General features: G+C 59.6%; 24 protein-coding genes and 6 tRNA genes. 13 read left to right on the forward strand and 17 right to left on the reverse strand.

The genetic code is table 11. The features are described from left to right. Positions 1-249: transposase (locus tag HNR62_RS14740; RefSeq protein WP_204796845.1), on the forward strand; the 249-nt coding region annotated here is incomplete at its 5' end. 135 nt (positions 250-384) lie between these two features. Here the strand turns inward: HNR62_RS14740 and HNR62_RS14745 are convergent. The 11 genes from HNR62_RS14745 to lolB form a co-directional block, all read right to left on the reverse strand. After that, positions 385-459, reverse strand: a tRNA-Gln gene (locus HNR62_RS14745). Positions 460-470: 11 nt separating this feature from the next. Next, positions 471-555 (reverse strand) — tRNA-Leu (locus tag HNR62_RS14750). Positions 556-561: 6 nt separating this feature from the next. After that, positions 562-638 (reverse strand) — tRNA-Met (locus HNR62_RS14755). A 63-nt stretch (positions 639-701) separates the two neighbouring features. Further along, a tRNA-Gln gene (locus HNR62_RS14760) sits at positions 702-776 on the reverse strand. Between the two features lie 45 nt (positions 777-821). After that, a tRNA-Gln gene (locus HNR62_RS14765) sits at positions 822-896 on the reverse strand. A 4-nt stretch (positions 897-900) separates the two neighbouring features. Next, a tRNA-Met gene (locus HNR62_RS14770) sits at positions 901-977 on the reverse strand. 410 nt (positions 978-1387) lie between these two features. Continuing rightward, positions 1388-2479 (reverse strand): redox-regulated ATPase YchF, encoded by a 1092-nt coding sequence (ychF, locus tag HNR62_RS14775; RefSeq protein ID WP_204796846.1) that lies wholly within the window; start codon positions 2477-2479, stop codon positions 1388-1390. 30 nt (positions 2480-2509) lie between these two features. Further along, entirely contained in the window at positions 2510-3106 is a 597-nt protein-coding gene (gene pth / locus HNR62_RS14780) for an aminoacyl-tRNA hydrolase (RefSeq protein ID WP_204796847.1), read from the reverse strand. A gap of 209 nt (positions 3107-3315) precedes the next feature. After that, a complete protein-coding gene (locus tag HNR62_RS14785) occupies positions 3316-4263 on the reverse strand; it encodes a ribose-phosphate diphosphokinase (RefSeq protein ID WP_204796848.1) in 948 nt (315 codons plus the stop codon). A gap of 238 nt (positions 4264-4501) precedes the next feature. Beyond that, positions 4502-5371 carry a 4-(cytidine 5'-diphospho)-2-C-methyl-D-erythritol kinase gene (gene ispE, locus HNR62_RS14790; protein WP_239552840.1) on the reverse strand — a complete coding sequence of 290 codons (870 nt, stop codon included), beginning with the start codon at positions 5369-5371 and terminating at the stop codon, positions 4502-4504. Continuing rightward, the gene (gene lolB / locus HNR62_RS14795) at positions 5371-5946 is read right to left on the reverse strand and encodes a lipoprotein insertase outer membrane protein LolB (protein WP_204796849.1); all 576 of its coding nucleotides are present in this window, start codon (positions 5944-5946) and stop codon (positions 5371-5373) included. Before lolB ends, ispE begins: the two co-directional genes overlap by 1 nt. 122 nt (positions 5947-6068) lie before the next feature. On the opposite strand from lolB, the gene hemA reads away from it, so the two are divergent. The 5 genes from hemA to kdsA are packed head-to-tail and all read left to right on the forward strand — an operon-like array spanning position 6069 to position 10941. Then, entirely contained in the window at positions 6069-7328 is a 1260-nt protein-coding gene (gene hemA / locus HNR62_RS14800) for a glutamyl-tRNA reductase (protein ID WP_204796850.1), read from the forward strand. Positions 7329-7351: 23 nt separating this feature from the next. Then, the gene (prfA, locus tag HNR62_RS14805; RefSeq protein WP_204796851.1) at positions 7352-8437 is read left to right on the forward strand and encodes a peptide chain release factor 1; all 1086 of its coding nucleotides are present in this window, start codon (positions 7352-7354) and stop codon (positions 8435-8437) included. Further along, positions 8437-9294, forward strand: a complete 858-nt coding sequence (gene prmC / locus HNR62_RS14810) for a peptide chain release factor N(5)-glutamine methyltransferase (protein WP_204796852.1) — start codon at positions 8437-8439, stop codon at positions 9292-9294. The genes prfA and prmC overlap by 1 nt, the downstream gene beginning before the upstream one ends. Beyond that, positions 9272-10084 carry a SirB1 family protein gene (locus HNR62_RS14815; protein WP_204796853.1) on the forward strand — a complete coding sequence of 271 codons (813 nt, stop codon included), beginning with the start codon at positions 9272-9274 and terminating at the stop codon, positions 10082-10084. The genes prmC and HNR62_RS14815 overlap by 23 nt, the downstream gene beginning before the upstream one ends. An 8-nt stretch (positions 10085-10092) precedes the next feature. Beyond that, positions 10093-10941: a 3-deoxy-8-phosphooctulonate synthase gene (kdsA, locus tag HNR62_RS14820; protein ID WP_204796854.1), complete on the forward strand. Its 849-nt coding sequence runs from the start codon at positions 10093-10095 to the stop codon at positions 10939-10941. 122 nt (positions 10942-11063) lie between these two features. Here the strand turns inward: kdsA and HNR62_RS14825 are convergent, their stop codons facing one another. Both HNR62_RS14825 and HNR62_RS14830 read right to left on the reverse strand, forming a co-directional pair. Continuing rightward, positions 11064-11867, reverse strand: a complete 804-nt coding sequence (locus tag HNR62_RS14825) for a slipin family protein (protein WP_204796855.1) — start codon at positions 11865-11867, stop codon at positions 11064-11066. After that, entirely contained in the window at positions 11864-13240 is a 1377-nt protein-coding gene (locus HNR62_RS14830) for an NfeD family protein (protein ID WP_204796856.1), read from the reverse strand. The genes HNR62_RS14825 and HNR62_RS14830 overlap by 4 nt, the downstream gene beginning before the upstream one ends. Before the next feature lie 173 nt (positions 13241-13413). Between HNR62_RS14830 and HNR62_RS14835 the strand changes: the two genes are divergently transcribed. After that, entirely contained in the window at positions 13414-13851 is a 438-nt protein-coding gene (locus HNR62_RS14835) for a GNAT family N-acetyltransferase (RefSeq protein WP_204796857.1), read from the forward strand. Between the two features lie 59 nt (positions 13852-13910). On the opposite strand, the gene fadE is transcribed toward HNR62_RS14835, so the two are convergent. Then, the gene (fadE, locus tag HNR62_RS14840; RefSeq protein WP_204796858.1) at positions 13911-16355 is read right to left on the reverse strand and encodes an acyl-CoA dehydrogenase FadE; all 2445 of its coding nucleotides are present in this window, start codon (positions 16353-16355) and stop codon (positions 13911-13913) included. A 250-nt stretch (positions 16356-16605) separates the two neighbouring features. Here fadE and lpcA point away from each other — a divergent pair, with 250 nt between their 5' ends. Beyond that, entirely contained in the window at positions 16606-17187 is a 582-nt protein-coding gene (lpcA, locus tag HNR62_RS14845; RefSeq protein ID WP_204796859.1) for a D-sedoheptulose 7-phosphate isomerase, read from the forward strand. A gap of 5 nt (positions 17188-17192) precedes the next feature. Next, positions 17193-17972, forward strand: coding sequence for a class II glutamine amidotransferase (locus tag HNR62_RS14850; RefSeq protein ID WP_204796860.1), 780 nt, complete (start codon positions 17193-17195; stop codon positions 17970-17972). 248 nt (positions 17973-18220) lie between these two features. Here the strand turns inward: HNR62_RS14850 and purN are convergent, their stop codons facing one another. Both purN and purM read right to left on the reverse strand, forming a co-directional pair. Beyond that, positions 18221-18859 carry a phosphoribosylglycinamide formyltransferase gene (gene purN / locus HNR62_RS14855; protein WP_204796861.1) on the reverse strand — a complete coding sequence of 213 codons (639 nt, stop codon included), beginning with the start codon at positions 18857-18859 and terminating at the stop codon, positions 18221-18223. Then, entirely contained in the window at positions 18856-19893 is a 1038-nt protein-coding gene (purM, locus tag HNR62_RS14860; protein WP_204796862.1) for a phosphoribosylformylglycinamidine cyclo-ligase, read from the reverse strand. Before purM ends, purN begins: the two co-directional genes overlap by 4 nt. Positions 19894-20279: 386 nt before the next feature. Here purM and upp point away from each other — a divergent pair, with 386 nt between their 5' ends. The 4 genes from upp to hda all read left to right on the forward strand — a co-directional run bounded on the left by upp (position 20280) and on the right by hda (position 24021). Further along, positions 20280-20906, forward strand: coding sequence for a uracil phosphoribosyltransferase (gene upp / locus HNR62_RS14865; protein ID WP_204796863.1), 627 nt, complete (start codon positions 20280-20282; stop codon positions 20904-20906). Between the two features lie 51 nt (positions 20907-20957). Continuing rightward, on the forward strand, positions 20958-22226 hold the full coding sequence (locus HNR62_RS14870; protein WP_204796864.1) for a uracil-xanthine permease family protein: 1269 nt from the start codon (positions 20958-20960) through the stop codon (positions 22224-22226). A 63-nt stretch (positions 22227-22289) separates the two neighbouring features. After that, complete coding sequence (locus tag HNR62_RS14875; RefSeq protein WP_204796865.1) at positions 22290-23306, forward strand: DUF2066 domain-containing protein; 1017 nt, start codon at positions 22290-22292, stop codon at positions 23304-23306. Beyond that, the gene (hda, locus tag HNR62_RS14880; RefSeq protein WP_420827168.1) at positions 23299-24021 is read left to right on the forward strand and encodes a DnaA inactivator Hda; all 723 of its coding nucleotides are present in this window, start codon (positions 23299-23301) and stop codon (positions 24019-24021) included. The genes HNR62_RS14875 and hda overlap by 8 nt, the downstream gene beginning before the upstream one ends. A 159-nt stretch (positions 24022-24180) precedes the next feature. Here the strand turns inward: hda and xthA are convergent, their stop codons facing one another. Beyond that, positions 24181-24987 (reverse strand): exodeoxyribonuclease III, encoded by an 807-nt coding sequence (gene xthA, locus HNR62_RS14885; RefSeq protein ID WP_204796866.1) that lies wholly within the window; start codon positions 24985-24987, stop codon positions 24181-24183. Between the last annotated feature and the right edge of the window lie 7 nt (positions 24988-24994).

The raw sequence follows: 24994 nt of genomic DNA on the forward strand, positions 1-24994 counted from the left end.
TGGCATACCGATGATATCGCCGCTGAATTTGATAATGTCAGTATCATCAAGCTACCGCCGTATTCCCCAGAACTAAATTCGATAGAGCAAGTGTGGAGCTGGATGCGTCAGCACTGTCTTGCCAATCGGGTTTTCACAAATTATGAAGACATTGTGGATAGCGTCTGCAAAGCCTGGAACACCTTCACCGAGAGTGCGGAAAGAGTGACTAAAACGTGCTCTAGAAAGTGGGCAAGCCTGACCAGTTAGTTTTCCAGATTGGTATGAGGGGTAAATGGTGAGGCGGTTTGTCTGTCTCTCCCCTCACTCCTCACATTTTACCCCTCACCGTTTTTCCAAATCCCGCAAAGCAAAAAGCCGACCCTAAGGTCGGCTTTTAAAATATGGCTGGGGTACCAGGATTCGAACCTGGGAATGGCGAGATCAAAACCCGCTGCCTTACCGCTTGGCGATACCCCAATTTTCTTGAATGGTGCGGGAGGCGAGACTTGAACTCGCACACCTTGCGGCGCTAGAACCTAAATCTAGTGCGTCTACCAATTTCGCCACTCCCGCTAAGAGTGGTGGCTATGGCGGGATTCGAACCTGCGACCCCATCATTATGAGTGATGTGCTCTAACCAACTGAGCTACATAGCCACATCAGCATCGAGTTTCCTCGATATTAAACATGATTCGAAGTGATTCGAAACAGCTTTAAAATGGCTGGGGTACCAGGATTCGAACCTGGGAATGGCGAGATCAAAACCCGCTGCCTTACCGCTTGGCGATACCCCAACAGCATGTGCCCGTATTTTTAACATATACCAGCACATTTTAAAATGGCTGGGGTACCAGGATTCGAACCTGGGAATGGCGAGATCAAAACCCGCTGCCTTACCGCTTGGCGATACCCCAGCAATGGTGGCTATGGCGGGATTCGAACCTGCGACCCCATCATTATGAGTGATGTGCTCTAACCAACTGAGCTACATAGCCATTGCTTTCTTGTTGATGACGTCTCGTCACCGAACGGGGCGCATTATGCGTATCCGGGCCGAAAGCGTCAACCGTTTTTTCCCGAAAAGTTGGCCCTTTCCAATCGTTTGAATGGAAACTAGACAGAGTGGTGTAATACCAATCGGATTAATCATGTACTCAGGCCGTCATCCTGACGAAAGTCAGGATCTCTCTGCAGAAAGATACCGGGTCCGTCATGCTGAACTTGATTCAGTACCGGTATGACAGTGCTTAAAACACGGCATTGTTATCGGGAATTGATCACATTTTTAGTGAAATTGGTATAAGGGTAAACAGTGGGGGTGTTTTTTTAAACAAAAAAAGGCCGGACGATTCGGTCCGGCCTTGTTGCTGACTCGCCGCCAACAGGCGAGCGGACGGGCAGGGTGCTAGACGTTGAACAGGAAGTTCATCACATCGCCGTCTTTGACGATGTAGTCTTTGCCTTCGGAGCGCATCTTGCCCGCTTCCTTGGCACCCTGTTCGCCCTTGTAGGTGATGAAGTCTTCATAGGCGATGGTCTGGGCGCGAATAAAGCCCTTCTCGAAATCGGTGTGGATCTTGCCGGCCGCCTGCGGGCCGGTGGCCCCCACGGGGATGGTCCAGGCGCGGACTTCCTTCACCCCGGCGGTGAAGTAGGTCTGCAGGTTGAGTAACTCGTAACCGGCGCGGATCACCCGGTTCAGGCCCGGCTCTTCCAGACCCAGATCGGCCATGAACTCGGCGGCTTCTTCCGCATCCAGCTCGGCAATTTCCGACTCCATGGCGGCACAGACCGGTACCACAATGGCGTTTTCTGCGGCGGCGATTTCCATCACCTGAGCCAGATAGGGGTTGTCCTCGAAGCCGTCGTCACTGACGTTGGCGATATACATGGTCGGCTTGATGGTGAGGAAGTTCAGGTAGTCGATGGCGGCCTTTTCTTCCTTGGTCAACTCCACGCTGCGCAGTACCTGGGCCTGTTCCAGTGCCGGCAGCAGCTTTTCCAGCACCGTCACTTCAAACTTGGCATCCTTGTCGCCGCCCTTGGCTTTCTTGGCGTTACGATGAATGGCCCGCTCGCAGGTATCCAGATCCGCCAGTGACAACTCGATGTTAATCACGTCGATATCGTCCTTGGGCGACACCTGGCCGGCTACGTGGACGATATTGTCGTTTTCGAAGCAGCGTACCACGTGGCCGATGGCGTCGGTTTCACGGATATTGGCCAGAAACTTGTTGCCCAGGCCTTCTCCCTTGGAGGCACCGGCCACCAAGCCGGCGATGTCCACAAATTCCATGGAGGTGGGCAGTATGCGCTGGGGCTTGACGATTTCGGCCAGGGCATCCAGCCGCTTGTCCGGCACCGGTACCACGCCGGTGTTCGGCTCTATGGTGCAGAACGGAAAGTTGGCGGCTTCGATACCGGCCTTGGTCAGCGCGTTGAACAGAGTGGATTTGCCTACATTGGGCAGGCCCACGATACCGCATTTAAAACCCATGATGAGTGTCCTGAAAGTGATGACGAAAAGTTACTTGGTGGAATCGGCATTGAAAGTATGCAGACGATTCATCGCCTTGGTCATACCATCGTTGAATAAAATATCGGTGCTGCGGGCGGCCTCGTCTACCGCGGCTTCCAGCAGGCTGTGCTCGGCGGCCGGCGCCTTGGTCAGTACAAAACCGGCAACCTGGGACTTGTGGCCCGGATGACCGATGCCGATGCGCAACCGGTAAAAATCCTTGTTGTTGCCAAGGCAGCTGATGGTGTCCCGCAGGCCATTATGACCGCCGTGGCCGCAGCCCTGCTTGAAACGGGCCGTGCCCGGGGGCAGATCCAGTTCGTCATGGGCCACCAGAATCGACTCGGGCGGGATCTGGTAAAAGTTGGCCATGGCGGCCACCGCCTTGCCCGAGCGGTTCATGAAGGTAGCGGGGATCAGCAGGCGAACATCGTGACCCTTGATGCGTACCCGTCCGGTCCAGCCGAAGAACTTGGCTTCTTCCTTCAGCTGGCCGCCGTGCATCCGGGCCAGTTCGGCCACATACCAGGCACCGGCGTTATGGCGGGTCTGGGCGTATTCGGGGCCCGGATTACCGAGCCCGACAATCAGTTCGATAGGGTGCATATGCTGAGTCGGCCGTTAAAATGACGCCATATTCTAATTAAGAGCGGCAATAATGGCCACCTTGGTCGAGCCAATCCACCATAATAGGCTGGCGGAAGGCGGGAACCATAGTGGCGAGGGTGTTTTTTCCTGTTCTCTCATGCTGCCTGTCTCACCGTTCATGCAACAAAAAAAGCCCGCTGATGCGGGCTTTTTCAACACCGTCGAGCTTACTGCTCGAACATGGCGGAGATGGATTCTTCGTTGCTGATGCGACGAATGGCTTCGGCCAGCATGGGCGACAGGGACAGTTGCTTGACCTTGCTGATGGCCTTCATTTCATCGCTCAGCGGTACCGAGTCGGTGATGATGACTTCATCGATCACGGAATCCTTGATGTTCTGGGCGGCATTGCCGGAGAACACGGCGTGAGTGGCATAGGCAAACACCCGCTTGGCGCCACGCTCTTTCAGGGCTTCGGCGGCCTTGCACAGGGTACCACCGGTGTCGATCATGTCGTCGACAATCACGCAGTCACGGCCTTCGACATCACCGATCAGGTGCATGACCTGAGACACGTTGGCACGCGGACGACGCTTGTCGATGATGGCGATGTCGGTTTCATCCAGCAGCTTGGCCACGGCACGGGCGCGAACCACACCGCCGATATCGGGTGACACCACCACGGCATCGTGCAGATTCTTGGCTTTCATGTCTTCCAGCAGCACAGGGGTACCGAAGACGTTGTCTACCGGCACGTCGAAGAAACCCTGAATCTGCTCGGCGTGCAGGTCAACGGTCAGCACCCGGTCAACACCCACGCTGGACAGGAAGTCGGCCACTACCTTGGCGGTAATCGGTACACGAGAGGAACGTACGCGACGGTCCTGGCGGGCATAGCCGAAGTAGGGGATAACCGCGGTGATACGACCGGCGGAGGCACGGCGCAACGCATCCACCATCACGATCAATTCCATCAGGTTGTCGTTGGTTGGCGCACAGGTGGACTGGATGATGAAGACATCGCCGCCCCGTACATTTTCGTTGATTTGTACGCTGATTTCGCCATCACTGAAACGGCCGACATCGGCAGCACTCAGTTTGATGAAAAGACGGTCGGCGATACGTTGGGCGAGTTCCGGCGTAGCATTACCAGCAAACAGCTTCATGTCGGGCACGGTTGAAAACCTCGGGGTTGTTTCATGGGTGGCGAGACTGGACGGGGCCGTGAACCCGTTATCACGGAACAAACTTCCGCTATCCAGCCCGTTTTAGAATTCTATTCTAGTCTTTCGTGCGCCAGGCAGATAGTCGGGGTGGGGCCCTGTTGTGCTGCCGGCGGCACTTGGCAGCAGATTGACCCTTGAAATATTCAAGAGCGAAAAAGGGCCCACCCCCGTTTTCTGCAATTGCTGTCTAGGTTGCCGTGTTTGATGACGGGTCGGTGGCATCCATGTGTTGTAATGCGCTGACAAGCGGCGAAATGTTACAGCCCTTGGCGACAAATCCGCGCACGCCTTCCGGGGCCCTGGCCAGGGTTTCCTCTGCCGTTTCTCGGCGGTTAAAACTGGCGAAAATACAGGCGCCGGTGCCCGTCATTCTTGACGGCGCATATTCTAGCAACCAGCCAAGGAGCTTGGCAACCTCGGGGTGGCGCTTTTTGACCAGCGCTTCGCAATCGTTTTCCCAGGGTAACGACAGCCGTTGTTGCAGGGGTAATACCGGGCTGTTACGGGGCAGATCCGGGTCGTTGAAAATGGCGGCGGTGGCCACTTCAATCTCGGGGTGAAGCACCAGATACCAGGGCTCGGGCGGATGGGCCGGGGTAAAGATATCGCCCACGCCTTCGGCAAAGGCCGCCTGACCGCGGATGAATACCGGCACATCGGCACCGAGTGTCAGCCCCAGCCGGGCCAGTTGCTCGGTGGACAGCCCCAGTTGCCATAACCGGTTCAGGGCCACCAAGGTGGTGGCGGCGTCGCTGGAGCCACCGCCCAGGCCGCCACCCATGGGCAGACGCTTGGTCAGGGTAATACGGGCGCCCCGGGTGCAGCCGGTCTTGCTTTGTAGCAGACGGGCAGCCCGGATGATCAGGTTTTGTTCCGGCGACACGCCGGGCAGGGGCGGCGAAAGCGTCAAGTCACCATCGGGGGCCGCGGCAAAGCCCAGGCTGTCACCCTGGTCGACAAACTGAAACAGGGTCTGCAAATTATGATAACCGTCATCCCGGCGGCCGGTGATATACAGAAAAAGATTGAGCTTGGCCGGAGCCGGCAGCACCATCATCATTTCAGCTCCCATTGGTTGATGGCCAGACGCAGTGTGGTGTCGTCGTGGGTCAGATCGAGCCGGCTGGGCAGCCAGAGTCCGTCAATCCGGGTGTAGCCCAGATAACGCAGCCGCCAGCCATGGGCAACAATGGTCTGAGGGCGACCGTCGGTGTCATATTCCACCTGGTCCGCCTCACCCGGCAGGCCTTTTATCCAGTACGACAGCTGCTCTACCGGCAGATCCCAGCCGGTCAGCCGAAACACCAGTTCCCGGGCATTGTCGGCCTGATGTTGCCGGCCCTCGCTGTCGGTCAGCACCACCAGCCCCTGGTGGCGAGTCAGATCGAAGGCCCGCTTGCCGACCAGGTTGGTCATGTTCATCCTGTAGTCATCGCTGTTCTGGCGCCAGAACAGGCTGAGACTGCCTCTTTCCTCGGCGGTGATAATACCGAGCCGGGCCGACAGCTGCCATTGCTGCAATTGAGTGAGGGTGATTTTCTGGGCTTGCCAGGAGCCGGCGGGAGCTTCCTGCGCCTGGTAGGCACAGCCCGACAACCCCAGCAGAGCAAAGGTGAACAGTAAAATACGCACGGATAACCCCGGAATGAAATGTGGCGTCAGTATAAGGGCAAGGTGCGCGCCTTTTAAAGCCCCGGTCTTTCTCGTACAATAGCCGGCTATCTGAAAGATGTTGTGAGCCGCACAAAACCCTCATGAGCCTGCTGGTACTGGGAATCAATCATAAGACAGCTTCCGTCGCGCTGCGCGAACGGGTGGCATTCGGGCCTGAACTTGCCCCCAGGGCACTTCGGGAACTGATGCACACCCAGGGCGTTGAAGAGGCGGTGATCCTGTCTACCTGTAACCGCACCGAGCTGTACTGCTGCCTGGAACCAGGCGGCGACAGCGAATCGGTACGGCACTGGCTGCAACGTTTTCATCGGCTGGATGAAGATGAACTGACCGCCTGCCTGTATCAACACAGCGGCGAAGAGGCGGTGCGTCATCTGATGCGGGTCGGCTGTGGCCTGGACTCCCTGGTACTGGGCGAGCCGCAGATCCTGGGCCAGATCAAACAGGCCTATGGCCAGTCGCATCAGGTCGGCACCCTCAAGGGCGTGCTCGAACGCTTGTTCCAGAAATCGTTTTCCGTGGCCAAGCGGGTGCGTACCGAAACCGACATCGGTGCCAGCGCCGTGTCGGTGGCCTTCGCCGCCGTCAGCCTGGCCAAACGTATTTTCTCGGATCTCGGTCGTACCCGGGTATTGCTGGTCGGTGCCGGTGAAACCGTCGAACTGGTGGCGCGTCACCTCAAGGAACAGTCGGTTACCCGGATGATAGTGGCCAACCGCACCCTGGAACGGGCCCAGAGTCTGGCGCAGGAATTCGACGCCGAGGTGATCACCCTGGAGCAGATTCCCGACTACCTGCCCAAGGCCGATATCGTGATCAGCTCCACCGCCAGCCCTCTGCCCATTATCGGCAAGGGCATGGTGGAGCGGGCGCTCAAGGCGCGCCGTCAGCAGCCCATTCTGCTGGTGGACATCGCAGTGCCGCGGGATATCGAGCCCGAGGTCGATGAACTCAACGACGCCTATCTGTATACGGTGGACGATTTACAGGGCATCATCGAACAGAATCTGGAGAGCCGTAAACAGGCCGCCAGCCAGGCCGAACTCATTATTCTGGATGAGCGGGATCAATTCATGGCCTGGTTCCGTTCGCTCGAGTCGGTGAACCTGATCCGAGATTACCGCAGCCAGGCCGACCAGGTACAACAGCAGGAGCTGGCCCATGCCCTGCGGGCACTGGCTCAGGGCGAAGATGCCGCTCAAACCATGCAGCGGCTGGCTCGCCGGCTGACCAACAAACTGATCCATACTCCTACTCAGGCGCTGAACCAGGCGGGCAAAGACGGCGATCAGGAAATCCTGGCCGTGCTGGCCCAGAGCCTGAGGCTTGGCCAGCGCTGATTGAGCCACAGCGGCGAGACATCATGAACATATCCATACTGAAGAAACTGGAAGGCCTGCAGGAGCGTTACGAAGAAGTGCAGGCGCTGCTGGGCGAAGCCTCTGTCATCAACAATCAGGACAAATATAGAGCCCTGACCCGTGAATATGCCCAGCTCGAAGACGTGGTGGGCTGTTTTCGCCGCTATTGCCAGGCCGAGGTCGATCTGGGGGCGGCCAAAGAGATGCTGGCGGAAGACGACGCCGAGATGAAGCTGATGGCGCAGGAAGAAATCGACGCCGCCAAAGACACCATCGAGGCCCTGAGCGTCGAGCTGCAGATACTGCTGCTGCCGAAAGATCCCAACGACGACAACAACTGCTTTCTGGAAATCCGCGCCGGCGCCGGCGGGGACGAAGCCGCCATCTTCGCCGGCGATCTGTTTCGCATGTACAGCCGCTATGCCGAGCAGCAACGCTGGCGGGTAGAGATAATCAGCGCCAACGAAGGTGAGCACGGCGGTTTCAAGGAACTGATTGCCCGCATCGAGGGTACCGGTGTCTACGGTCGGCTCAAGTTCGAGTCGGGCGGGCACCGGGTGCAACGGGTGCCCGAGACCGAGTCTCAGGGCCGTATTCATACCTCAGCCTGTACCGTGGCGGTGATGCCCGAGGTGCCGGAAGCCGAAGCCATCGACATCAATCCTGCCGACCTCAAGATCGATACCTTTCGGGCGTCCGGTGCCGGTGGCCAGCACGTCAACAAGACCGACTCTGCCATTCGTATAACCCATCTGCCGTCCGGCATGGTGGTGGAGTGTCAGGACGAGCGTTCGCAGCATAAAAACCGGGCCAAGGCGATGGCGGTACTGAACTCGCGGCTGGCGCAGATGGCGCAGGATAAACGCCATGCCGAAGAACAGAACACCCGTCGCAACCTGCTGGGCAGCGGTGATCGTTCGGATCGTATTCGTACCTACAACTACCCCCAGGGGCGGGTATCGGATCATCGTATCAACCTGACCCTGTACCGGCTGAGTGAAGTGCTGGAAGGTCAGCTCGATATGCTGACCCAGCCGATATTGCAGGAACACCAGGCCGACCTGCTGGCCGCCCTGGCGGAACACTGATGACCCTGGCGCAATGGCGGCAACGATTGCGAGAGCAACTGGTGGGGGGCGAGTCTCCGGCACTGGATGCGGACGTACTGCTGTGTCACGTGCTGGCCAGACCGCGTAGCTTTCTGCTGGCCTGGCCGGAATACGAGCCGACGGCGGCCGAGAGTGCACGGCTGTACGCGCTGGTAGCACGGCGGCAGGCCGGTGAGCCGGTGGCCTATCTCACCGGCGAGCGCGAGTTCTGGTCGCTGGCGCTGGAAGTGTCTCCCGCCACTCTGATCCCCCGACCCGATACCGAAATCATCATCGAAGCGGCATTGGCCCGTTTGCCCGCACGGCCGGCTACCCTGGTGGATCTGGGTACCGGTACCGGCGCCATTGCCCTGGCGCTGAAAAGCGAGCGACCCGCCGATACCGTGCTGGCGGTGGAATACAACCCTGATGCGGCGGCGCTGGCCCGACGCAATGCCGCCCGGCTGGGGCTGGCCATCGAAGTGCGCCAGGGCAGCTGGTTCGCGCCGCTGGCCGGGCTGTATTTTGACATGATACTTTCCAACCCGCCCTATATCGACGCCGCCGACCCCCATTTACAAGCGGGGGGTGTGCGCTTCGAACCCGCCTCGGCACTGGTGGCGGAGCAGCAGGGCATGGCGGATCTGCATTATTTGATGGGCCAGTCACGGTTTCATTTGGGGCTTGGCGGCTGGTTGCTGCTGGAGCACGGCTGGCAGCAGGGTGCCCAGGTGCGCAACGACGTTACGGCGCTGGGCTACCAAAAAGTAGAAACCCTGCGCGACTATGGCGGTCAGGAGCGGATAACAGTGGCACAGTGGCCCGGGAGGCTGAATGCTGAAAACGAACATCAGTGATGGCTGGTCAAGCGACGATCCTCGCAGTCTGATGATGCTGGCGCTGGACGTGGTGGAAAGCCTCTATGGGCTCAAGGCACGGGATCAGGCCGAAGTCAGCCTCTTTGCCCTGGAGCGGGAGTTGGCCGAGCAACTGAAAGATCAGAGCGGGCCGATGGCGCAGCAACTGCTGTCGGCGCTTTACGGCCCCCTGGGCGTGGCGGGTGACTGGGAACGCTTTTTCTCTACCGATAATTGCCTGATGAACCGGGTGCTGAGTCGCCGTCGGGGCATTCCGGTCACCCTGGGTATTTTGCTGCTGCACCTGTGCGAAGGTTTCGGGATCAGGGCCGAAGGCATCGGTTTTCCGGGACACTTTCTGGTGCGTGTCTTGTTCGACGACGAGGGCCTGGTTATCGATCCCTTCACCGGCCGCCCCTTGTCTCGTCATGAAATGGAGCAATTGCTGCGGGGTGCCCGGGGCAACCTGGCCCGTATCAAGCCCGGTCACCTCAAGGCCGCCGAAAATCTGGACATACTGACCCGACTATTGAACGTGACCAAGGCGTCGTTTATTCATCACAAGCAGTTTTCCCAGGCCCTGGCCTGCAGCCAGCTGTTGCTGAAGCTCAAGCCCGACTGTCCCTTCGAGCGGCGGGATCGGGGGTTTCTGTACGAGCAGCTCGACTGCGACCGGCTTGCCGCCGACGACTTTGAATTCTTTATCGAGCATTGTCCCGAAGATCCGGTGGCCGATGTGCTTAAAGCCCAGATTTTAGCCCTGGATCTGGGCCCCCAAACCCTCCATTAGGAGTAGCGATGAAAACCGTTCATATCAATCATATCCCGGTTGCCAACGATCAGCCCTTCGTGTTGTTCGGTGGCATCAACGTACTGGAATCCCGCGATCTGGCCATGCGGGCCTGCGAACATTACGTCAAGGTGACCGACAAGCTCGGTATTCCCTATGTGTTCAAGGCCAGCTGGGACAAGGCCAACCGCTCCTCCATTCATTCCTTTCGTGGCCCCGGCCTGGAAGAGGGCATGAAACTGCTGCAGGAAGTGAAAGACACCTTCAAGGTGCCGGTGATTACCGATCTGCACGAACCGCATCAGGCAGCTCCTGTGGCCGAGGTGGCGGATGTGATCCAGCTTCCCGCCTTTCTGGCGCGGCAGACCGATCTGGTGGAAGCCATGGCCAGAACCGGCCGGGTGATTAACATCAAGAAGCCCCAGTTTCTGAGCCCGGGGCAGATGAAGAACATCGTCGACAAGTTTATCGAGTGCGGCAACGATCAACTGATGCTGTGCGAGCGGGGCGCCAACTTCGGTTACGACAATCTGGTCGTCGACATGCTGGGTTTCGGGGTGATGAAACAGGCCACCGGTGGTGCCCCTATCATCTTCGATGTGACTCATGCCCTGCAGTGCCGTGATCCCCTGGGTGAGGCTTCCGGTGGTCGCCGCGAGCAGATAGTTGATCTGGCCCGCGCGGGCCTGGCGACCGGCCTGGCCGGCCTGTTTCTGGAAGCACACCCGGATCCGGCCAAGGCCAAATGCGACGGCCCCAGCGCCCTGCCGCTGGCCAAGCTGGAACCCTTCCTGGCCCAGCTGAAGGCATTGGACGAACTGGTGAAAAACTTCGAACCGCTGGATACCTCGAACTAAAAAGCCCGATAAATAGAAGTAGGTTGGAATGAGCACCGCGAATTCCAACATTGCTCCGGTGTCTTTGTGTTGGAATTCGCTTCGCTCATTCGCAACCTACTCGTGTTGATGACTTCCTGCCTTTAAGTCATCTGAGTGGGCGCATCGGTATCCTCGGGCGGGGTGTGCTGGCTGCCCATGTGCTGCAGTATCTTGCCCATCTCCATCGGCAGCGGAAACACGATGATTTTGCTGTTGTCGTTGCTGATTTCGGTCAGGGTCTGCAGATAACGCAACTGTATCGCCTCCGGCTGCTGGCCCAGCATGCGGGCGGCTTCCAGCAGCTGTTTGGAGGCTTCCAGTTCACCGGTGGCGTGGATCACCTTGGCCCGACGCGACCGTTCGGCTTCGGCCTGGCGGGCGATGGCGCGGATCATCGACTCATCCAGATCAACGTGCTTGATCTCCACCGCCGTGACCTTGATGCCCCAGTTATCGGTGCTCTGATCCAGAATACGCTGCAAGTCCGCATTGAGGGTATCCCGGGCCGACAGGATCTCGTCCAGCTCGTGCTGACCCAGCACGGATCTCATGGTGGTCTGGGCCAGCTGGCTGGTGGCTTCGAGAAAATTTTCGACGTTGATGATGGCTTTTTGCGGATCCAGCACCCGGAAGTAGAGCACCGCATTCACCCGCACCGTGACGTTGTCTTTGGAAATCAGATCCTGCGAAGGCACGTCCATGGTGACGATACGCAGATCGACCCGCACCATCTGCTGTACGAAAGGGATCAGTATGATGAAGCCGGGTCCCTTTATCTTGTAGAAGCGCCCCAGCAGAAAGACCACCCCCCGTTCGTATTCCCGCAATATCCGGAACATGCTGGCAAACAGCATCACCACCAGGATCACTATCAGCAGCTGGAAGTACAGAAAATCGATGATCATGCTTGTGTCTCCTTCGCCGGAGCGACGTTGAGGGTAAGATCTTCTACCGCCAGCACCACTACGGGTTGACGGGCGTCAATAGGGTGCTGACTGCAGGCCTGCCAGCGCTCGCCCTGAACCATGACGGTGCCGGTGGGAGCGATGGCGGTCAGGGCAATGCCTTGCTCGCCGACCATGGCGATCGAGCCGGAAACGGGAGCCGAACGGCGTTGTTTGACGATCAGACGGATCACCACGATAAACAGGCTCAGAGAGAACAGGGCAAAGGCGGCAATAAAGGGCCAGGCGACGCGAAAGGCCTGATCCGGGGTATCGAACAGCAGCACGGATCCGATGACGAAGGCCACCAGGCCGCCACCGCCGAGAATGCCGAAACTGGGCGAGAGCCCCTCGGCCACCATCAGCGCCAGCCCCAGCCCCAGCAGCGCCAGACCGGCGGTGCTGAACGGCAGCATCTGCAATGCCAGCAGGGCCAGCATCAGGCAGATGGCGCCGGTGACGCCGGCCACGCCAAAGCCGGGGCTGTAAAACTCGAGCAGCAGACCATACATGCCCACCAGCATCAGCAGGTAGGCGATGTTGGGGTTACTGATGGTAATGATAAAGCGCTGGCGCCAGTCGGGCTCACGCAGTTCGCCCTGCAGCCCGGTGCTGGCGAAGGTATAGGGGCTGCCATGCACCAGCAGCTCACGACCATCAAGGGACTGCAACAGCGCCGGAATATCGTCGGCTATCAGCTCGATGACGTTCTGCTCCAGCGCCTCGGTGGCGGTGAGGGTGGCGGCATCTCGCACCGCCAGCTCGGCCCAGTCGGCGTTGCGCTCCCGTAGCTGGGCCAGGGAGCGGATGTAGGCGATGGCGTCATTCATCGTCTTGCGCTCCATGGCCGAGCCCTCGGGGCGCGATATTTCCTGCTTATCCGCCTCTTTTTCCTTGCTCTGGTCTTTTTCGGTCGGAGTACCCGGCAGGGTGGGGCCGCCTATCTGCACCGGAGTGGCAGCCCCCAGATGGGTGCCCGGCGCCATGGCGGCCACATGGCTGGCATAGAGAATATAGGTGCCCGCCGAGGCGGCGCGGGCGCCACCGGGTGACACATAGACCACCACGGGGATGCGTGACTCGAGTATGGCGGTGTTGATGTCCCGGGTGGCGCTGTAGAGGCCGCCGGGGGTATCCATGGTCAGCAGTACGAAGGCGGGCTTGTCTACCTGGGCCTGATTCAGTTCGGTGACAATGAAGTCCGAAGTGCCGGGGCCGATGCCGCCCTTGACGTCAAGCTGCCAGTAAGACTCCTGGGCCAGCACCGGTAACCCCGCTCCCAGCCCTAGCCACAATAACAGCACTAACAATAATAACGGCCCGCGCCAGCTCATCTGATCTGCTCCAGCTCCATTCTTATTAGAGCTTAGTGCATGACATCGGTTTGGTTGTTATTTGACCACTCCTGGGCTCGTTCACATTATGCCGACAGCGGACTTTGCTTTACCATTCGCCGCCATGTAACGAGTATCGGCCGACACAGGGGCTGCGGAGTGAAAGAGTGAAGATGAAGATAAGGGCGGCGACCAAGACCGATTTGGGGAACGTTTTTCGACTGGAGCAGGGCGCCTTTGGCGAGCACGGCTATCCGGATTTTTTTATTCGTCAGGCGATGGATTTATGGCCGGGCACCCTGCTGGTGGCGGAAAGCGAAGGAGGGCTGGTGGGCTACGCCCTGGGTGGCATGGGCGAAGCGAGAGAGCAGGGTTGGATTCTGTCGCTGGCGGTGGATGAACGGCAGCGTGGACTGGGCATCGGCAAGGCGCTGTTGCAGCGGTTGTGTCGTGACCTGACGGATGCGGGCTGCACCGAGCTGAGGTTGACGGTGCACCCGGACAACCCGGCACGCGGGCTTTATCAGTCGCTGGGATTTGTCGAAGAAAGCCGGGAGCCGGACTATTTTGGTCCCGGTGAGCCCCGGCAGCGATTGCTGCGCCGGGGCTGACTCCGGCGCAGCAGCATGTGCCGCACTAAGTGGCCAATGAAGGCCGCTTAGTGCGGCAATCAGGTGTTTCTGTTCAGCATGGCATCGTTGAACAGTGCCTTGTTGGCCACCAGTTCCCGGGGGTCGAAGTCATCCACCTTGATGGTGCGCAAGCGGCCGACTTCTGCCCGTTCCAGCAGTACGGCTTCTTCCGGGTCTATGATACCGGCATTCAGTGCCTCGGCTGCCAGCCGATCCAGCTGGGTGAAAGAGCGGCGGCCCAGGGTCTGGGTTATTTTGTCGAACACCGGCTCGGCGGCGAGGACGTCGACGAAGGCCTGCTCCAGCATGCCCAGCGGGTTGCCTTCTTCGGCCGCCAGATAAAGCCCGGCGCCGATACACTCCCGGGCCGGTCCCGGTGTTTGCAGGGCGCGTGCCACCCGGTGATCGAGTTTGTCCGACGGTCGTTTGAACGGCGTGCCCCAGGGCATCAGCAGTACCTTGAGCACCTTGCCCAGCATCGGCGCCGGAAAATTGTCCAGCAGTTCGACCAGCGCGATCTGCGCCCGGTACAGGCCATCCTGACAGGCCCAGTGCACCAGCGGCACTATCTCGGCCGGGCGACCTTCGTCATTGAAGCGCTTCAGGGTGGCAGACACCAGATACAGCTGGCTCAGCACGTCACCGAGGCGGGCCGAGAGTCGTTCCCTGCGTTTGAGCTCGCCGCCGAGGCTGGCCATGGCCACATCCGACAACAGGCTCAGGTTGGCGCTCAACCGGTTCATCTGGCGGTAATAAGGTGCGGTCTCGTCGCGAACGGGCGTCTGGCTGAAGCGCGCACCGGTAAAGCCGAACCAGAGGCTGCGCACCAGGTTGCCGATGGCGAAGCCGATATGGCCGAATACGGCCCGGTCGAATTGCGCCAGTGCCTTGCCGGCATCCGGCTCCTGCACCGACAGCATTTCTGCCAGTACATACGGATGGCAGCGAATGGCCCCCTGACCGTAGATGATCATGCTGCGGGTCAGGATGTTGGCGCCTTCCACCGTGATGGCGATGGGCGCCCCCTGATAGCCGCGGGCCAGATAGTTGTTGGGTCCCATGCAGATGCCCTTGCCGCCGTGAATGTCCATGGCGTCGATGATGCTGCGCTGACTGCGGTCGGTAAGATGATATTTGACGATGGCCGAGACCACAGAGGGCTTCTCGCCCAGATCGATACCGGTCATGGTCAGCATGCTGGCCGCATCGGACAGATAGGCATTACCGCCCAGGCGGGCCAGTGGCGCCTCGATGCCTTCCATTCTGCCGATGGGCAGCCGAAACTGGCGGCGAATACGGCTGTAGGCGCCGGAGGCCAGCGCCGACACGCGGGTGCCGGCGGTGCCGGTAGAGGGCAGTGTGATGCCACGGCCCACCGACAGGCATTCCATCAGCATGCGCCAGCCCTGGCCGGCCATCTGCCGGCCACCGATGATGAAGTCGATGGGCACGAATAGGTCCCTGCCCTGGGTGGGCCCGTTCTGGAAGGGCACGTTCAGCGGAAAATGACGGCGACCTATCTTTACGCCGGGGGTGGCGACGGGGATCAGGGCGCAGGTGATGCCGAGATCGGTCTCGTCACCCAGCCAGCCTTCCGGATCCTGCAGCTTGAACGCCAGCCCGAGTACGGTAGCAACGGGGGCCAGGGTGATATAGCGCTTGTCCCAGGTCAGGCGCATGCCCAGCACCTGTTCGCCCTGCCAGTCGCCCATGCAGACGATGCCGACATCGGGAATGGCCCCGGCGTCCGAGCCCGCTTCCGGGCCGGTCAGAGCGAAGCAGGGGATCTCTTCGCCGCGGGCCAGCCGGGGCAGGTAGTGCTCCTTCTGCTCCCGGGTGCCGTATGCCTGCAGCAGCTCGCCCGGGCCGAGGGAGTTGGGCACCCCCACGGTAGAGGCCAGCACGGAACTGGTGCTGCACAGCTTTTGCAGCACCCGGGACTGGGCGTAGGCGGAAAAGGCCAGGCCGCCATACTGCTTTTCGATGATCATGGCGAAGAAGCCGTGTTTTTTCAGGTAATCCCACACCTCGGGCGACAGGTCGGCGCGTTCGTGGGTCACCTCCCAGTCGTTGGTCATGCGGCATACTTCTTCTACCGGACCGTCCATGAAAGCCTGCTCTGCTTCGCTGAGCTGCGGTCGGGGGTAGTGGTGCAGGGTTTGCCAGTCCGGTTTACCGCGAAACAACTCGGCCTCCCACCAGGTGGTGCCGGCCTCGATGGCGTCGCGCTCGGTTGAAGACATTTCCGGCATCAGCTTCCTGTAGGCGGAGAACAGGGGGCGGCTGAGCGAAGCGGCGCGCAAGGGAGGGAGATTCAGCAGGGTGGCCAGCACGGCAAACACCAGCCAGCAGGCCGGGCTCACTTCACCCAGCAAGGTCCCCACCACCAGTACCAGTAGGGTGACCCGCGTTATCGCGAGCAGAGAGAAGCCATGGTAAGCCAGGACGGCCCAGGAAATCAGCAGTAGCAGCAGGGTAATCATGAACAACTCCTTGTTCCGGGCTCAGTTTGTTCCGGCTCCAGTGCGGTAACGAGGTCCGACCTCCTGGGTGATTTTAGTTTTAATTCATACAAATGTTTAAATCAAGCTGCACCGAGGTTAAAAAATAGCAGTATTCGGTCCGGTCCCGCCAACCACATAGAGCCGACAGGGCAGGACGGGCGGCGCCCGGCTTCCCGCTGCGGGTGACTTGTGCCAAAATGCCCTTTTACCGTGAGTGAGAGGCAATTTCATGTATCAGGATCTGATCCGTAGCGAACTGACCGACGCCGCCGAAGTGCTGAATCGTTTCCTGGCCGACGACGCCAACATTCAGGCCATCGAAAGCGGAGCGAAATTGCTGGCCGACAGCTTCAAGGCCGGGGGCAAGGTGCTGTCCTGCGGTAACGGTGGCTCTCATTGCGATGCCATGCATTTTGCCGAAGAGCTGACCGGCCGCTACCGGGAAAATCGCCCTGGCTATCCGGCCATCGCCATTTCCGATCCCAGCCATCTATCCTGCGTGGCCAACGATTTCGGCTTCGAATACGTGTTTTCCCGCTATCTGGAAGCGGTAGGGAAGGAAGGGGATGTGTTGTTCGGCCTCTCCACCAGCGGTAATTCCGGCAATATTATCAGGGCCATCGAAGCGGCCAGGGCCAAGGGCATCAAGGTCATCGCCCTGACCGGCAAGGACGGCGGCAAGATGGCCGGGCTGGCGGATGTGGAAATCCGGGTACCCCACTTCGGTTATGCAGACCGTATTCAGGAAGTGCATATCAAGATCATTCATATCCTGATCCAGCTGGTAGAAAAAGAAATGGAGCAAGCGTAGACACTATGTGTGAATTGCTAGGGATGAGTGCCAACGTGCCCACCGATATCTGTTTCAGCTTTACCGGCCTGATGCAGCGGGGCGGCCGTACCGGCCCCCACAAGGATGGCTGGGGTATCGTATTTTACGAAGGCAAGGGCTTGCGTACCTTCAAGGATCCGCAGCCGTCCAGTCAGTCCCGCATCGCCAAACTGGTACAGGAATATCCGATCAAGAGCCGCTCCGTGGTCAGTCATATCCGCCAGGCCAACCGGGGGGGCATAGCGCTGGAAAACACCCATCCCTTTACCCGGGAGCTGTGGGGCCGGTACTGGACCTTTGCCCACAACGGTCAGCTGAGTGGCTACGACCATCTTGAAAGCGGACGGCACAAGCCAGTGGGCGAAACCGACAGCGAACTCGCCTTTTGCTGGATTCTGGATGCCATGGAGCGCCAATACCCGACCCGACCCGATGATATGGCGGCCATGTTCCGTTATGTGGCCGGCCTGTGCGATCAGCTGCGCGCGCTGGGCGTGTTCAACATGCTGCTCACCGACGGCGAGTATCTGATGACCTATTGCAGCAACAACCTGCACTGGATCACCCGCCGCGCGCCTTTCGGCCCGGCCCGATTGATCGACGAAGAAGTGGAAATCGACTTTCAGAAGGAAACCACCCCCAACGATATCGTGACCGTCATCGCTACCCAGCCGCTGACCAACAACGAGCAGTGGCACAAGATGCAACCCGGCGAATACAATCTGTTCTGGCTGGGCGAGCGGGTGGCCGCTACCGATTTGTGAACCCCCCAACCCTCCCCTTACCTTGCACCTCGCTGTTGTTCTGTTGCTCACGAGTTCAGAGGAGGGGGCTGTTTACTCCTCCCCCTTGGCAGCGGGGTTGCAGGCATAACGGCGGGTTGTCGCCAGGGGGAGGCTGGGTGGGGGGCCTGGAGCGGGCCCTTTGTCCGAACCGGATACTCCGTCGCATTCACGCAACAAAAAGCGCGCTTATGTCACCATAAGCGCGCTTTTTCAGTAGCAGAAGCGTATTAGTCTCCGGCGTGCCCTTCCGGAGGAAGCGGGACGCCGTCCAGGAAGACGTTGCCCTGCTGCATCACCAGGCGGCCTTCACAGAACCAGCGTACTGCCAGCGGATAGATGGCGTGTTCCTGCACCTGCACCCGTGCGGCAATGGTGGCTTCGTCGTCACCGGCAAAGATGGGTACCCGTGCCTGCAACACCACGGGGCCGCCATCCAGCTCTTCGGTAACGAAGTGCACGCTGCAGCCGTGCTCGGCGTCACCGGCCTCTATGGCTCTGCGATGGGTATGCAGCCCCTGATAACGGGGCAGCAGCGACGGATGTATGTTGAGCATGCGGCCAGCGTAATGACGCACAAAGCCGGGAGTCAGGATGCGCATGAAACCGGCCAGCACCACCAGATCGGGTTCATGGCCGTCGATAAGCGCCATCAGCGCCGCATCGAAGCTGTCCCGGTCGGCGTAGTCCTTGTTGGACAGCACGGCCGTGGCGACGCCCGCCAGACGGGCACGCTCCAGACCATAGGCCTCGGCCTTGTTGCTGACGACCGCAACGACGTCGCCGCCCAACTGGCCGGCGGCAGCCTGGTCCAGCAGCGCCTGCAGGTTGCTGCCGCTGCCGGAGATCAGGACGACAATGCGGGTCATTTTATTTCGACCTGCTCTTCGCCGTCGGCGGCGTTATCGATATGACCGATAACCCAGGCGTTTTCGCCGGCATTCTGCATGAAGGTGACCGCCGCCTCTGCCTGATCGGCCGGCAGGGCGATAACCATGCCCACGCCGCAGTTGAAGGTGCGGTACATTTCATGGGTTTCCACGTCACCGGCCTGTTGCAGCCAGGAGAAGACTTCCGGCCACTGCCAGCTGGCGCCGTCGATAACGGCCTTGGCGCCCTTGGGCAGCACGCGGGGAATATTTTCCCAGAAGCCGCCGCCGGTAATGTGGCTCAGCGCATGGATGTCGTGCTGCTTGATAAGCTCCAGTACCGGCTTCACGTAGATGCGGGTCGGGGCCATCAGGGCATCGGCCAGGGTGGCGTCACCCAGCGGCTGTTGCAGATCGGCCTGGCTCACTTCCAGGATCTTGCGAACCAGTGAGTAGCCGTTGGAGTGGGGACCGCTTGACCCTAAGGCGATCAGCGCATCACCGGCGGCGACTTTGGTGCCGTCGATGATTCCGCTTTTTTCTACTACGCCCACACAGAAGCCTGCCAGATCGTAGTCGCCGGCTTCGTACATGCCGGGCATTTCGGCGGTTTCACCGCCGATCAGGGCACAGCCGCTCAGCTCGCAGCCGGCACCGATGCCGGTGACCACATCGGCGGCGGTGTCCACATCCAGCTTGCCGGTGGCATAGTAGTCGAGGAAGAACAGCGGCTCGGCGCCCTGAACAATCAGGTCATTCACGCACATGGCGACCAAGTCGATACCCACGCCCTGATGACGCTTGAGATCGATGGCCAGACGCAGCTTGGTGCCTACGCCGTCGGTGCCGGCCACCAGTACCGGCTCCTTGTAGCCGGTCGGCAGCTGGCACAGGGCACCGAAGCCCCCGAGTCCACCCATGACTTCCGGGCGTTGAGTACGACGGCTGACGCCTTTGATGCGTTCAACCAGGGCGTTACCGGCATCAATATCTACACCGGCATCTTTGTAGCTCAGGGGTTTCTTCTGCGTCACGAGTGGTTACCTTGTCATTTTATTTAGGAGCGGGACTAGCACCAGTTGGCTCGCTTTCCGGCGGTTAGTCACTATTTCGGCCGCTATTCTAATTTAATGCGCGAGGCAGTGCCACCGGCGTTGGCCCGTCGATGCATCTTCCTGAAGCGAATCATTTCCAGCCGACGCCGAAAGCGAGGGCGATGAATCAGGCGGAGGCCGGCGGGCCACGACCCTGGCCGTCAAGGGGCCTAAACCGGGTCGAAAACAGGGCCAGACAGGAAGACAATGACGTCCTTTGCTAAAATATCCTCTGAATGTCTGCCGTCGGGCGCTATTTTATGCTAAAGTCCCGCGGTTTTTTTGTGCATGTGCATACCGTTCAGTGCGTCGGGAGAGGTAAGTTGATGAAAGTCGTTGAGGTTAAGCACCCTTTGGTGAAACACAAGCTGGGTCTGATGCGGGAATCCGATATCAGTACCAAACGCTTTCGTGAACTGGCAAAAGAAGTCGGCAGCCTGCTGACCTATGAGGCCACTGCCGATTTTGAAACCGAGAAAACCGTTATCAATGGTTGGCACGGCCCGACCGAGGTGGATCAGCTCAAGGGGAAAAAAGTCACGGTGGTGCCGATTCTGCGTGCCGGTCTGGGCATGATGGACGGCGTGCTGGAGCACATGCCGAGCGCCCGCGTCAGCGTGGTGGGCGTCTATCGTGATGAAGAAACCCTGCAGCCGGTGCATTACTTCAACAAACTGGTCAGCCACATCGAAGAACGGATGGCACTGATTGTCGATCCCATGCTGGCCACCGGCGGCTCCATGATCGCCACCATCGATCTGCTGAAGGAAAAAGGCTGTCAGCATTTCAAGGTCATCGTGCTGGTGGCTGCCCCCGAAGGCCTCAAGGCGCTGGAAGCCGCTCACCCGGATGTGGAGCTGTACTGTGCCTCCGTTGACGAACGGCTCGATGAGCACGGTTACATCATTCCCGGTCTCGGTGATGCCGGCGACAAGATTTTTGGTACCAAGTAAGTCAAAACCGGCATAGGCCGGTTTTTTTCCGTTCGTTCAAGGTAAATAACAATGAGTTCAGTTAATCAATCCGATGCGCTGGCCCACCACCAGAGTGCGGCCAATACCCCCTTGCGCCAGGCTTTGGCCGGCTCCCAGATGTTGTTTGTGGCTTTTGGTGCCCTGGTACTGATGCCGCTGATCACCGGGCTGGATCCCAATGTGGCCTTGTTTACCGCCGGCGTCGGCACCCTGATTTTTCAGCTGTGTACCAAGCGTCAGATCCCTATTTTTCTGGCGTCTTCTTTCGCCTTTATCGCCCCCATTCTGTACGGCGTACAAACCTGGGGCATTCCTGCCACCATGGGCGGCCTGATGGCCGCCGGCGTCATGTATGTGCTGCTCAGCCAGCTGGTACGCTGGCGCGGCACCGGCCTGTTGACCCGGCTGCTGCCGCCGGTGGTGGTCGGGCCGGTGATCATGGTGATTGGCCTGGGCCTGGCGCCGATGGCGGTGAACATGGCTATCGGCAAGACAGGTGACGGTTCGGCCGAGATGATGCCGAACGATATTGCGCTGTGGTTATCGTTGTCGTCCCTGGTCACCACCTTGCTGGTGTCTACGGTGGCGAAAGGGGTGTTTCGTCTGGTTCCCATTACCGCCGGCATTGCCGTGGGCTACAGTTTGGCCCTGTGGTTTGGCGTGGTCGACTTTACTCCGGTACGCGAGGCGGCCTGGTTCTCTCTGCCGCACTTTGTTGCCCCCGAATGGCATTGGCAGGCGGTGCTGTTCATGTTGCCGGTGGCCATAGCGCCGGCCATCGAGCATATCGGCGACGTGCTGGCCATCAGCTCGGTCACCGGCAAGGACTACCTCAAGAAGCCGGGGCTGCACCGTACCCTGCTCGGCGACGGCCTGGCGACCGTTGGCGCCTCTATGCTCGGTGGTCCGCCCAACACCACCTATTCCGAGGTGACCGGCGCCGTGATGCTGACCAAGAACTTCAACCCGGTGATCATGACCTGGGCGGCGGGCTTTGCCATCGTGCTGGCCTTCGTCGGCAAGTTCGGTGCCCTGATGCTGAGCATTCCGACCCCGGTGATGGGCGGTATCATGATTTTGCTGTTCGGCTCCATCGCCACCGTAGGCCTGAACAGTCTGATCAAGCATCAGGTAGACCTGTCCCAGGCGCGCAACCTGTGCATAGTGGCGGTGATCCTGATTTTCGGCATCGGCGGCATGGCCTTCGGTATCGGCGGTTTCAGCCTGCAGGGCATCAGCCTGTGTGGTATCGTCGGCATACTGTTGAATCTGGTACTGCCCAGAACACGGATCCATTGAGTCTGGTTTGCGCTAACGACTATGGTTATCATGCGCCTTATGCTTTTTAAAGGTGGCAACCTGATGTTGAAAAATCTGTTACTGACGACACTGCTGCTGTGCTCTGCCGCCGTGTCCGCTCGGTCGGTGTTTGAGGTTAACCTGGATCCGGCGCCTTATGATCGGAGTGAGGCGCGGGCGCAGGCGGTGGAGTTGGTGCTGAATCGCCTGACCGGCGGTCGTGCCAATGGCTCCTGGGTGCTGGATGAAGCACGGGGCGAGGTGTCACGCTATTTGCAGTCTGAACCGCCAGGGCCCGGTTATAACGCCGTGTTCAACGAAGCGGAGCTGCTGGCCTTGCTGGAAAGCGCCGAGCTGCCGTTTTCACTGGCATCGAGGCCCGCTTTGCTGGTCTGGTTATCGCAAGAGGGCCGTAGCCGCAACGAGGCAAATCGCGTCTGGCGGCGGGCCTCTTCGGCCTATCAGATCCCCTTGCTGTGGCCGCTGTGGGATCTGGAAGAACACATGACGCTGAGTACCCGTGAGTTGTTTGATGCCAAGCCCTTGCGCGAGGCCAGTCGGCGCTATGGCGCCGACTACTGGCTGGTTGTCGAGCAGAAAACCGAACAGCAGAACGCAGCGGGCGGCCGCTGGCAGTTGTTCGGCACCGGGCAAGAGCAGCCCCTGTTACAAGGTAAACTGGCGCAAGGTAAACTGGCGTCGGGCGCGGATGCGGTGACCGAGTTGATGGCGCGTCTTAATCGTTACTGGGTCGAGCAAAATGGGCATCGGCGGGCGCCTAAGCCCGCGAACCCGGCACCGGAACAGCCATTGCTGGCCAAGGTGGATGCCGGCGGCGAGCTGACCATAGTGGTTTCCGGCCTGCGCCGGTTTGCAGACACTGTGCTGCTGGAGCGCAAGTTGCGCCAGCTTGACGGCGTGGACGCGGTCCATGTTATCGACAGCGCCGGATATCAGGGACGTTATCGCCTGAGTGTGCCAGGCTCTCGTGCCGCCGTATTGCAGGCCTTGACCACCATGACGGGGCTGGTCGTGACCGGTGAGCGGGAATTCAGCTGGTCGGGAGCCAAACGTGATTAACGGTGATGAAGAAGAGAACCAGCCCGCCCAGTTGGCACTGGCGGTACAGCTGCCGGACGATGAAACCTTTGCCAGTTTTTATCCGGGTGATAATGCCCAGCTGATCACAGCGCTCAAAAACGCGGCCATCGGCCAGGGTGACGAACTGCTGTATTTCTGGGGTCAGCAAGGCAGCGGGCGCTCTCATCTGCTGCATGCCGCCTGTGCCGAGCTGGATGGTGAGGGGGAGACCGCCGCCTATATCTCTCTCGACGGCTATCAGAATATGTCTCCCCGACTACTGGACGGCATGGAACTGTTGGCACTGGTGTGTCTGGATAATCTGGATGCCATTGCCGGAGTGGAAGAGTGGGAGCGGGCGGTGTTCAACTTCTTCAATCGCCGCCGCGAGCGGGCGCCGGGCTCCTTGGTGATCAGTGCCGTCAATGCGCCGCGCAACCTGGGACTGGGCTTGCCGGATCTGGCGTCGCGCCTCGATTGGGGTGTGGCCTATCAGCTGAAGCCTCTGGATGACGAGGGCAAGCTCAGCGCCCTGCAACTGAGATCCGAACTGCGGGGTTTCAAGCTGCCCACCGATGTCGGCCGCTTCCTGCTCAACCGCCTGTCCCGGGACATGAGCACCTTGCTCGCAGCCCTCGACCTGCTCGACAACGCCTCCTTTCAGGCCAAGCGCAAGCTCAGCATCCCCTTCGCCAAGGAAATACTGGGGCTGTAGCGGGGGGCGGGATAAACCGGGAGGTTTTCTCTTCCGTAGGGTCGAATTTATTCGACCGCTTTGGTCAGGGCTACACCCTTGGTCAAATAAATTCGACCCTACGAAGAAAGAGATACTCATCAGGAAGCATCTCTTATCTCATCCTCGCCAATGTATTGCTCAGCCGAAGGTGGCCCAGATGGGGGCGTGATCCGAGGGTTTTTCCATGCCGCGCAGTTCGTAGTCGATGCCGGTATCGATCAATTGGCCGACCAGCGGCCGGGTGGCGAGGATCAGGTCGATGCGCAGGCCCCGGTTGTCATTGAAGCCCTTGCTGCGATAGTCGAACCAGGAATAACGCTCGCTTTCTTCGGGGTTCTGCAGCCGCCAGGTGTCTGCCAGTCCCCAGTTCATCAGCGTGTCCATCCACTCCCGCTCTTCCGGCAGGAAGGAGCATTTTCCCTCGCGCAGCCAGCGCTTGCGGTTGGGCTCGCCGATGCCGATATCCAGATCCGTATGGGAAATATTCACATCCCCCATCACGATGACCGCCTCATCCGGCCGATGATGTTCGGTCAGATAGCGCTGAAGATCCGCATAAAAGCGGGTCTTGGCGGGAAACTTGGTTTCGTGGTTGCGGTTTTCGCCCTGAGGAAAATAACCGTTGAGCACGGTCAGCTCGGTGCCGTCGGGACGGGTGAAGCGGCCCATGATCATGCGGCGCTGGGCATCTTCTTCGTCACCGGGAAAGCCTTTCTGGATCGAAAGCGGTGCCTGCCTGCTCAGCATGGCCACGCCGTAATGGGCCTTTTGGCCATGAAAATGCACGTGATAGCCCATGGCTTCCACCTCGGCCAGCGGAAAGGCGTCGTCGTGAACCTTGATTTCCTGCAGACCTATGATGTCCGGCTGGTGTTTGTCGATAAGCGCCTGCAATTGATGCAAACGCGCCCTGAGTCCATTGATATTGAAGGAAACAACTTTCATTACGGCG

This window comes from Oceanisphaera litoralis (assembly GCF_016907015.1).
GTDB lineage: Bacteria > Pseudomonadota > Gammaproteobacteria > Enterobacterales > Aeromonadaceae > Oceanimonas > Oceanimonas litoralis.